Consider the following 10,257-nt stretch of genomic DNA (forward strand, 5'->3'; position numbering starts at 1 on the left):
GATCAGTTCTCCGAGAAAATATATCCAGTTTGAATCAAACGAATAAAACTAAAAACAAAGTATCGTACATTTTACACAGAACTCTGGACTTGACTTAATTGAAGCACATAAAAAATTATAATAAAATTTTTAATCATAGAATTATTGTAGAGAGTATCTAACATTAAATAAGTCAAAATCGTTACTAATTACCATCCTGAATGAATTCTGTTTTTTGCCTTTAATTTTATTGATTGACTAATAAAACTAGAACTTTCTCCGCTTCCAGATATAAAAATGGATTAATCGCGAATTATCATCGAAGGGATAATGAACATATCGATAGTCATTATTTGTTTAGTTTCAATTTAATATTGAACATACTTCTTATATTTACTCTATTCAGTAAAAAATAAAACCCTATTATTAAAATCAAAAGATTAATAATAGGGTTTTATTCTAATTAACTACATTCTTAACTTCTTACCTAAACTACCTCCTGGATGATACAACAAGAAATCCTTTTGATTAAACTCTTTTAGTTTAGACAACGTTCCTGCTAAAACATCTCCTAACGCTAAACAAATGGTTGAGCTTGTCGTTGGAGCGGTCTTTAAGTGGTCTGCTTCTTGGTTATATCCATAAAGCAATGTGTAGTCACACTGATTTACTAAGCTTGAAGATTCCCCAGCAGTCATAGCTATCGTTCTGGCGCCGATTTCTTCAATTGAAGGAAGCAATTCCAGTACTTCTCTCGTCTCTCCGCTATTGGAAATCAAGATCACAATATCTTTGCGCTCTATCATACCGAGGTCACCATGTACGCCTTCTGTACTATGCATAAAAAAGGCAGGTGTACCTGTACTCGCAAAGGTTGCGGCAATTTTTCTTCCAACATGACCAGACTTCCCAACGCCGGTAATCACAACTTTTCCTTCGCATGACAAAATCATTTTCACAACTGTGACAAATTGATCACCGATATAGGCTTCAAGTTCACTTATTGCTCTAGCTTCTACTGCTAGTATTCTTTTTGCTTCTTCTATGATCACCTTCCATTACCACCTCTCATTCTATTTTTTCCTTGTTTCGAAAACGGTCTCTAGCAGCAACCAATTTCTCTGCATTCATTGCGATTTCTTTACTTGTTCCTTTTGTAAGCAAAGACCCAATCCCTAAACAATCTGCACCAGACTGGAACCATTCGTCCATATTATCGAGCGTTACCCCACCAGAGGATAATATAGGCATATTGGGTAGTGGCGTTTTAATCGTCTTGATAAAAGATGGTCCGAAGTGACCGGCTACTGGAAACAACTTAATAAAAGCTGCACCGTATTCCAATGCTTCTACCATTTCGCTTATTGTCGAACATCCAGGTGCATAGGGTATTTGGTATCGATTCGACAAAAACGCTACTTCCTTATTAAAATTCGGTGCGATTATAAATTCGGCCCCAGCTAGAATAGCTGCACGCGCTGTTTCTGAATCAAGTACTGTGCCGGCACCTACTGTCAGTTGATCATCAAATGTCTCTTTAAGATAGGCAATCATTTCACCAGCATTCGGCAGTGTATAGCTTATTTCCAGCACGCTTACACCACCATCCAGACATCCTTGAGCAATTTCTTTCGCGCGCTCTTTTGTTTCAACTCTTACAATGGCCATAATAGCTTCGGCTTGAATGTTTTGCACGACTTCTATATTCATCTCAACACGCCTATCTCTTTGTATTCTTTGATTAACTGACTAATCGCTTTTTTTATTTCTTCTCTCGGTTCTTGAACTGGTTTACACGGACCACCAACGGGTATACCTGTTTCAGCAACTGCGTACTTCAAGACACTCGGTAATGTTCCGATTTTGTTGAGTGTTCTAAGTGGTTCGATTGCTTCTTGACGTTTGTTAGCTGCTTCAAAATAGCCCATCGTCCAGTCTCGAAAAATGGCGACAATCTCTGCAGTCAGTACGTTAGAAAGAGCCGTGATTGCACCATCAGCGCCCATTCCAAGTGCCATAAAGATACTTGAATCTGATCCGCATAAAACAGAAAACCCTTCTACTTCTTTTGCTACTCGAATGTATCCTTTTAGGTTCTCTATATTCCCGCTACTATCTTTTATCCCAACAATTCGCTCAACCTGCATAAGTGAATGAAGTGTCTTGGGTTCAATATTAATGCCTGTTTTTGCAGGCATATTATAAAGTAGGATCGGCTTTTGTACACTCTGTGCAATTTTTACATAGTGCCAGATCAATTCTTCTTGTGTTGGCGGAATGAAATAGGGTGTAATGATACTGAGTGCATCTATACCTAGAGCTTCTGCAGTGTTAGCAAAATCAATCACCTCTTTAGTCCCATTACCGCCCACACCAGCAATCACTGGTACACGACCTGATACGGTCTTTACGACGTGTTCGATAAAGGTCAACTTCACTTCTCGACTTAGCATATGTGCTTCGCCATTTGTTCCTAAGATAAATAGTCCATTCACACCTTTTTTGATCAACTGCTCAATCAACTGATCTGTTGCTTCTAAATCGATCGATTCATCTTCCAATATGGGCGTAACCATTGCGGTTATGATACCTTTGTACATGAGCTCTGCATTCCTTTCATCTTAGCTTACCTAAATATATTCAAGAATTGATCTAATAAGATACCGATAATGTTATGATCAACATTTGGGAAAGTGGATCCTTCAATACCCATATCTGCGTATAATGGATATAAGATAGCTGGCAAGAACGCTAACAACAAACCAACGAAGAATGATCCAGCTACCGCACCACGCCAACCACCAGTAGAATTACCAAAGACACCCGCTGTTCCACCAGAAAAGAAACAGATGTGTGCTGCTGGAATGATGATAACTGGGAAACTAAACGTAGCCATTATCACGATCGCAAGCAACCCTGCAGCATAAGAAGACAAGAATCCTACTAATACAGCCGTTGGCGCAAATGGGAAAATCGTTGGGACATCTAAAGCCGGTCTTGAATTTGGAATGAATTTCTCTGAGATAGATACAAATGCTGCAGTAAGCTCAGCAAGGAACATGCGTACACCAGTCATCAAAATAGACATACCTGCTGCAAACGTGAAGGCTTGTAACAAAGGATAGACTAACCAATGGATAGAACCTGATAATTCTCCAGTAGCTTCACTACCCGCAGCGAGTGTAGCGATGTAGAAAAGGATCAACATGATCGTCGAAACACCCATCAAGAAATCTCTGAAGAAAGATAACCATTTAGGGAAGTTGATATCTTCAGTTGATTGCGCTTTGTACTTACCAAATAGATTTCCGATGTATCCAGATGCTGCATAACCAATCATATTGAAATGACCGATCGCTACATCGTCTCCACCAGTAATCTTTCTCATAAATGGCTGACATAATTGCGGTAAAGCCGCAGAACAAAATCCTAGCAACGTACCCCCTATCACGATGGCCATGCTGTCACTAAACTCATAAGACTTCAAAATCAATGCCAGTACACATGCAAAGAACAAACTATGACCACCATGGAATAAGATGTTCTTGAGTGGCGTGATTCGTGCAAAAACGAGATTCATCAAGAAGCCTAAAATCAACGTACTGGATACGACAAAACCATAAGCTCCTTGTGCTAAAGCTGTAGCGGCTTCAGGAGAAGCGACTACACCTGTGATATTGAATCCTGTTTGAAACAGCACATTGAAGTTCTGTAGAGAGCCCGTAATGGTGGTAGCCCCAACGCTAAAAACCATGAAACCAATGACGGTCTTAAAGGTACCCGTCAATACCTCTGTTCCATTCTTTTTCTGAGAAACGAGTCCAATAAATGCAAATGCACCAAGTAACATACTTGGATTACTTAATAAACTGACTAAAAAATCCAATCGTCTTCTCCCCTTTATCCTTTTTGTTCATCAAGAAAAGCTTGAATCTTTGTTTTGATTTCTTCTTTGTTGGTAATACTGGATATACCGATGATAGGCTTGGCTAAACCTTTACTTTCAAGTTCTGCTTTTACATCCGTCAGTGTAATTAACAAATCTCCAGAAAAACTACTGACTGCATCTAATGATGCATGTTCTATTTCTATCGGGAAACTCTCTTCTTTAATTACTTGTTCTGTCTTGATTTTTAACATTAAACTTGACCCTACACCTGCTCGGCAAGCAATGAGTGCTTTGTACATCTTTTATCCTCCTAAGATCGTTCTTTGTTTTGAATATAGCGATAGACTTCTTCACTGCTTTTGCTTTTATCTAGTAAACGTAAGAAAACTTCATCATCTAGTAATTCAACTAAAGCAGCTAAAGCTTCCAAATGACTGGTACTATCTGTAGCGCTTAAAAAGAATAGATATTTAACCGGATCATTCGATTCATGACCAAATTCTACAGCTTGGTTTAATACAGTAATACTCATAGACGACTCGAGTGCTCCCGCATCGCTAGGCGCATGTGGTAAAGCGATTTTCTTCGCCACAACAATATAAGGTCCTGTTTCTTTTGCAATCTCAATAACCCGTTCTACGTAGTGATTCGTGATCTTATTACTCTTTAATAAGGGCACAGCAGATTTACGAATCGCATCAATCCAATTCACGGCTTCAATATCCAGTTGAATTGCATCTTGACTGATCAACTGACTTAACATGTTCCTTCCTCCTTTCTTGATCTAAAATAATTATTCACTGTATACGTACACCACCTCCTTAAAGAAATAGACAAAATAAAAACCCAAACACTTCCATGACCAAAATCGTCATTTGAAAGTATCTGGGTTAAAGCCTCAAATCAGTAATGAGTAACTCCCCTTTATTTAGTTTGTTTAATCAAATGCTCTTTATAACGCTCATCCTCAACGAAAACATTTTGTATGAGCTGCCGATTAATCATATCTCCCTTCATTTTTTTAAAGCCAAGTCCCTTACCAGTCACTACACACTTCCTTCCCTCCTCCGTTCGAACAACAACTGCATTATTAGAAACTACATGAAGGGCTTTCATTTTAATCAACTCCTTATAACTAAAACATATTAATTCTCTTATGATATAGGTATCTATATCACTAATGATTTTAGTATATCTTAAGATGTATTTATAGACAAGAGCCAGAGGTGAAAATTTTGTATAATGAAAAAAGAATAGTTGTAAATATCAAACCTCTTTTAGAAGAGAAGTATGATGGCATGAAACTTAGAGAACTTAGTCGTTTGGCCGACGTTCAGATTTCTGCTTTAAGTCCACTAGTTAATAACAAAAAGAAAAGAATCGATATTGGACATTTGAAACGAATAGCAGAGGCACTTGATATTACGGATATGAATGATTTAATTAAGATTGAAACAAAGTATAGTTCTGATGACTGAAAATTAACTTACTGTAAGTATAAATTAATAGTAGAATTTAATTGTTGACTATATGACCATCAAATATTAGTCTCACGAATATTTTTTTTAAAATTAAACGTATGAATTGTTTGTTGAAAAAATTTTAGATAGAAACTTTTTCATTTATTCTGCTGGCTTTAATTAAGTCCGCAGAAACTATTGCTAAATTCGTCTATTCTAATCAATATCGATTAAATCATCTAAATAATTCTCTTACAAAATTTTATAAGTTAATTTTCACTATCAGATAATGATTATTAAAAGCAATGACGTATCACAAAATCAATTTATTGATTACTGGTAAAAATTATGAAAATGAAAAAGCTCTAGATAAGTTTTCTATCTAGAGCTTTTTACATAATTATTCTATTAAAAAAAACATATTATTTATATCATAATAACTAAATCTAGCATGCTTTATCCTAGGCTTTTAAATAATTTAATAAAATAATCTTTTTCAAGCTTATTAAAGTATAGGCTCATATCAGCTTTGTCAATTTCGTTAAACATTCCTAAATGAATAGCTTCATGAATTTGTCAAAGTTTTCTTTTTCAAAAATGGCACTGAAAGGGTCTGCCTAGTCCCCGATTTATCAAATGCTACAGTATGTCTCATTCCGGAATCATTTTTTTCAATCCCCAAAGCTTAGGTATAACAAGTCCAAAACCCAAAGTAAGGACCGCTATAGATCCTATAGCTATATCTAGAATTTTATAATCCTTTTCAATTTGGAGCTTTGACATAGTTTTTAAAGGCGTAGTATTTTCTCCTCTAACTGCCGGTATGAGTCAAAAAATGAAATTTTTGGTTTATGAACAACCAAAAATTTGTTATCAACAATTATACTGCTTTTAACCCATTAAATAACTGTGATGTTAACAATGCTCTATAGATTTGCTATTAAAGATTCATTTCTTTATACTGTAATATTATTTAAACCAAATTAATTATGTATTAATGAATAAAAATAATTTTTGTAAAATAGTATGTTCAGTAAAATTCCAAAATTAAAAATACAGCAAGTCGTTTTTTTGTCAAATTTCCACTTTGAAGTTTGACACTAACTAATTCAAACATATAACATAGCTTTTTTTAAGTTTGCTACACTATAAGCATGTATTATTGCTTTCAAACATAATTTTAGTAACATATTTATAAGTCATTCTTTAATTCTCTATACTAACACCTCATCTGTCTTTAATGTTAAGTATGTGCCGAATGTCCGCGTGTTAATTTCATACTTAGATTATATTTCGTTTAAAAGATATGCTTTTATTTAGCGCTAATAGTACATACTCCAATTTTTAAAGCATTTAAGCCTCTAATTGTTTATCATAGGGTTTAAAAGTAAAAAGAGTAGCTGTTGTGGGCTACTCTAAATGACTAGTATTATTCACTAAATATCCGTTTGTATGCTCTAAATCACTTTTCATTATCTGCTTCATTTCTTCTGTTATTCCGCCTTCGGTTCCCCAATCAGGCCAACTATACACAGGTTTTTCACCACTTGTAATTTTTCTAAGATGAAATTCTTCACTAGCTTTTCTATTTCCAATAATTTGACAGGGATTTCCTGCTGCAATTGAATTATCAGGTATACTTTTAGTAATTACACTGCCCGCTCCAACCACTGCATTTTCTCCAACTCTCACGCCTGGTAATATAACAGCTCCTGCCCCAATGAAAGCTTTCTTTCCAATCGTCACACGTCCTATTTTAGTTGCGCGACCTTGTATACAACTGGCGTCATGAGCTAATATAATAACTCTAGGGGCAATGACCACATCATCCTCTATTTCAATTAACCAACACTCCGATTCATCAATACTAACTTGATCCTGAATATTAACGTTTTTTCCTAAAACCAAACCTTTTTTCTCTAGTCTCTTGACATAAGATTTTCTTGCGCCTCTTGAAATTAACTTTTTAATGTTAGTCATCATAAAGAAACCACCGGCTCAATTACTACTAAGTTTATCATTATATCTAACAATACTCCTTTTACCATATGTATAATCTATATAGTTAGTATAACATATGGTATTGGGATATCATATGAACAGTTTAAGTTGTTGCTATTAATTAGAATATTATATTAGTGATTTTAATCAATTCATTTCCTATAAATTCATGCACAAACGGTGAAGGATGATTTGAATCATGATAAAGCAATTGATAATCTATAAGACCTTGAGCTACGTTATCTTTAAACAGTTGTCTAAAGTCAATGTATCCGTGCTTATTGTCACTACAAAATTCTTTCAATGCGGTAAAATATGCATCGTATTTAATCATTGCTTTATCAGTTCCAAATTCCTGTGTGCGACTGCCAATTGTAGATAGGAACAACACATCGGTTCCTCTTCCTGATACATTGGATCGATGATTCTTTAGTCTATTGACTATTGCAGCTAAGTTATTCTTGAATGTTGCAATAGGCGTTTGTCTTAAGTACTCATTTACTATGGGGGCTTGTATGATAGAAAGATAAGGTGTAAAAGAAGCATATCTTAAAATCTCAGCTATATGATCATAAGCCGCGTCTTGATAACTAGCTTCTGTTCCAAGCCACCCACCAGTAGTATGTCCGCCCATTGAGTAATTAGATGCAATGTTTCGATCAAACATAATTCCTCTAAGATGGAACGCTCTAGATCCTAATGCAGGAAAATTGGAGCTTGCTGGCACAAACCCGTTATATTCTATGAGAACTTCTCCTTTTTGTTTGAATCCCCAATCAATACAATAGATGACATCCTGACTGCTTGCGGAATAAGTATCAATACTGATAACTCCACCTGTGACTAATGCTTCAGAAGAGGTACATTCTACAGCCGCACCGTTTACCATCCTAAATATTTTAGGGAACCCCGATGCATTTTTATAATATTCGCCTGAAGTCGTTTGTGGTGTGTTTTCTGGACTAAAGTAGATTTTAATTTTGCATGCTTGTGAAGTTTTGACAACGCCCATATACATTTTACGAGCGTACTCTTTCATTTGAATTGATAGTTTAAAAGGTATCGCGCCTTCTAGTCCAAAGGCGTAAAAACCTCTAGCCATTTTTTGTCTTACGTTACTATATCCAAAGTGACTTACATCGTTACGAGCAACTCTACTATAAAAAGTAGCGTCTTCTGCACTTTGCAATGCTAAAGAAGGGACGACATAAACTCTGCCTGTTAGGACCTCTAAATGGTCAGTATTCTTGTTAGGTGTCTCTTGTTTTTTTCTATTAACTTGAACTTTTGTAACTTCTCCCGCAGAAGAAAATCCGCTAAAAGTAATCATCGATTTATACATAGCAAATTTATTGTTTAAATGTTCATTTAAGATTTCGTAAAATCCTCTGCTTGTAATTGGCGGGTTGTGTATACTATAAACCGGCTGCCCTTCTTCCCATTCATTTCCTGTAGCTCCTTGTCCCCAACCATGACTGTCGCCAAGTTCGATTATTTCCATATCTGTAGTCTTACGACTCCTTCTTCCGGCTGTTAGTACTGGAAAGTTATCCGTAGAAATATTGTGAGTATATTCAGAAAATATTGTTTGCATATCAAAGTTTTCCATACGATTATTTAATGTCCCTTCTGTTCCTCTACTTAAAGGATTTTTTGTGCCATAATAGCACCTTTGTTTATTTGTTTTATCAATTAAGCTAAATTTCTAGTTTAGTTATGCTATCGCTTTTCCTTAGCTCTTCTGTATTAAAATATAAGTTAACTACCTATAGGCCATTTTTGGATATATATTTTCGATTTTCCAAGTAAAAGTAATGCTAATCAAGCGATTACATTTCGAATCGAATAGTTACATTGAGAGAGCCATCTATCTTGAAAATGTAACTATTCAGTCTTAAGATTTAAATATTATTTATCTACTTTAGCATTAATAAGCTTTGCTGGATTTTATAATGAAGTTAGCCACTTAGGCTAACTTACAAAAAACGCCATGTGAATTTCATGTTATATTGAAGTTACCGCTAACTCTCAATAGACAGGATGAATTCACATGACGCACTCTAACGATAACACATCAGCACGCAAGGGAAAACACTTATCTTATTCAGAACGGTCTCAAATTGCTATTTTAAAAACTGAAAACTACTCCAATCGTCAAATTGCGAATGCACTGGGACGTGTCCCGCAAACCATCAATAGTGAAATCCATCGTGGAACCATCACTCAACTTAAACGCCAAAAGCAAAACGGCAAAGTTTATGATTACTATACGACTAGCTACGATCCTGATACCGGACAAGCAGCTTGCGATAGGCTTCGATTGAACTGTGGCCGTCGGCCAAAATAGGCTGACACGTATGCATTTATTGAATGGGCAGATGATAAACTGATACTAGAAAAGTGGTCTCCGGACGTAGTCATTGGTTTTGCTAAAACACATGACTTGTTTGACTCTTCTATTATTCCTTGTACAACGACTCTTTATGGATGGATTGACAAAGGTATCGTGAGAACCAAAAATATGGATCTACTTGAAAAACTATCACGAAAACCAAAAGACACTTCTTATAGAGGAGGAACAAACAAACTGATTTTAGGACAATCTGTTGAATAAAGACCTCTAGAAATTGATAATAGACAGAACTTTGGACACTGGGAAATCGATACAGTTGTCGGGAATAAAGTGAAAACCGATTCGGTTTTATTGACGTTAGTTGAACGTCAAACACGCTTTGAAATCATCCTTAAACTCAAGGGTAAAGAAAAAGAGTCTGTTAATCAGACAATCAGTCAATTGCGAAAAAGCGCCGGTGATACTTTCTCTAAAGTATTTAAGACAATCACCTCTGATAATGGATCTGAGTTTGCTGGTCTTCATGAGGCGCTTCAAGAGACACTTGATGTGTACTTCAGTCATCCTTATGCTTC

10 protein-coding genes and 1 pseudogene are annotated in these 10,257 nt (G+C 35.8%); 2 read left to right on the forward strand and 9 right to left on the reverse strand.

Annotated elements, in window-relative coordinates; genetic code table 11:
* Positions 1–446 precede the first annotated feature (446 nt).
* From J5J05_RS02180 to J5J05_RS02210, 7 genes are all read right to left on the reverse strand, one after another.
* The gene (locus tag J5J05_RS02180) at positions 447–1,031 is read right to left on the reverse strand and encodes a KpsF/GutQ family sugar-phosphate isomerase (protein WP_425270339.1); all 585 of its coding nucleotides are present in this window, start codon (positions 1,029–1,031) and stop codon (positions 447–449) included.
* 16 nt (positions 1,032–1,047) lie between these two features.
* Positions 1,048–1,689: a beta/alpha barrel domain-containing protein gene (locus J5J05_RS02185; RefSeq protein WP_208559051.1), complete on the reverse strand. Its 642-nt coding sequence runs from the start codon at positions 1,687–1,689 to the stop codon at positions 1,048–1,050.
* Complete coding sequence (gene dapA / locus J5J05_RS02190; protein WP_208559052.1) at positions 1,686–2,579, reverse strand: 4-hydroxy-tetrahydrodipicolinate synthase; 894 nt, start codon at positions 2,577–2,579, stop codon at positions 1,686–1,688. The genes J5J05_RS02185 and dapA overlap by 4 nt, the downstream gene beginning before the upstream one ends.
* 26 nt (positions 2,580–2,605) lie before the next feature.
* Complete coding sequence (locus tag J5J05_RS02195) at positions 2,606–3,865, reverse strand: PTS ascorbate transporter subunit IIC (RefSeq protein WP_208559053.1); 1,260 nt, start codon at positions 3,863–3,865, stop codon at positions 2,606–2,608.
* Positions 3,866–3,879: 14 nt separating this feature from the next.
* On the reverse strand, positions 3,880–4,167 hold the full coding sequence (locus J5J05_RS02200; RefSeq protein WP_208559054.1) for a PTS sugar transporter subunit IIB: 288 nt from the start codon (positions 4,165–4,167) through the stop codon (positions 3,880–3,882).
* Positions 4,168–4,178: 11 nt separating this feature from the next.
* A complete protein-coding gene (locus tag J5J05_RS02205) occupies positions 4,179–4,631 on the reverse strand; it encodes a PTS sugar transporter subunit IIA (protein ID WP_208559055.1) in 453 nt (150 codons plus the stop codon).
* Positions 4,632–4,792: 161 nt separating this feature from the next.
* Positions 4,793–4,984, reverse strand: coding sequence for a CAT RNA binding domain-containing protein (locus J5J05_RS02210; RefSeq protein ID WP_208559056.1), 192 nt, complete (start codon positions 4,982–4,984; stop codon positions 4,793–4,795).
* A gap of 182 nt (positions 4,985–5,166) precedes the next feature.
* On the opposite strand from J5J05_RS02210, the gene J5J05_RS02215 reads away from it, so the two are divergent.
* Positions 5,167–5,346, forward strand: a complete 180-nt coding sequence (locus J5J05_RS02215) for a helix-turn-helix domain-containing protein (protein WP_208559057.1) — start codon at positions 5,167–5,169, stop codon at positions 5,344–5,346.
* Between the two features lie 1,392 nt (positions 5,347–6,738).
* Here the strand turns inward: J5J05_RS02215 and J5J05_RS02220 are convergent.
* Both J5J05_RS02220 and J5J05_RS02225 read right to left on the reverse strand, forming a co-directional pair.
* On the reverse strand, positions 6,739–7,311 hold the full coding sequence (locus J5J05_RS02220; RefSeq protein ID WP_208559058.1) for an acyltransferase: 573 nt from the start codon (positions 7,309–7,311) through the stop codon (positions 6,739–6,741).
* Between the two features lie 139 nt (positions 7,312–7,450).
* Entirely contained in the window at positions 7,451–8,923 is a 1,473-nt protein-coding gene (locus J5J05_RS02225; RefSeq protein WP_208559059.1) for an SGNH/GDSL hydrolase family protein, read from the reverse strand.
* A gap of 456 nt (positions 8,924–9,379) precedes the next feature.
* Between J5J05_RS02225 and J5J05_RS13000 the strand changes: the two are divergent.
* A pseudogene (locus tag J5J05_RS13000) lies at positions 9,380–10,257 on the forward strand (IS30 family transposase); the annotation flags it as partial.

Source organism: Marinilactibacillus kalidii (genome assembly GCF_017599325.1).
In the GTDB taxonomy this organism is placed as follows: domain Bacteria; phylum Bacillota; class Bacilli; order Lactobacillales; family Carnobacteriaceae_A; genus Marinilactibacillus; species Marinilactibacillus kalidii.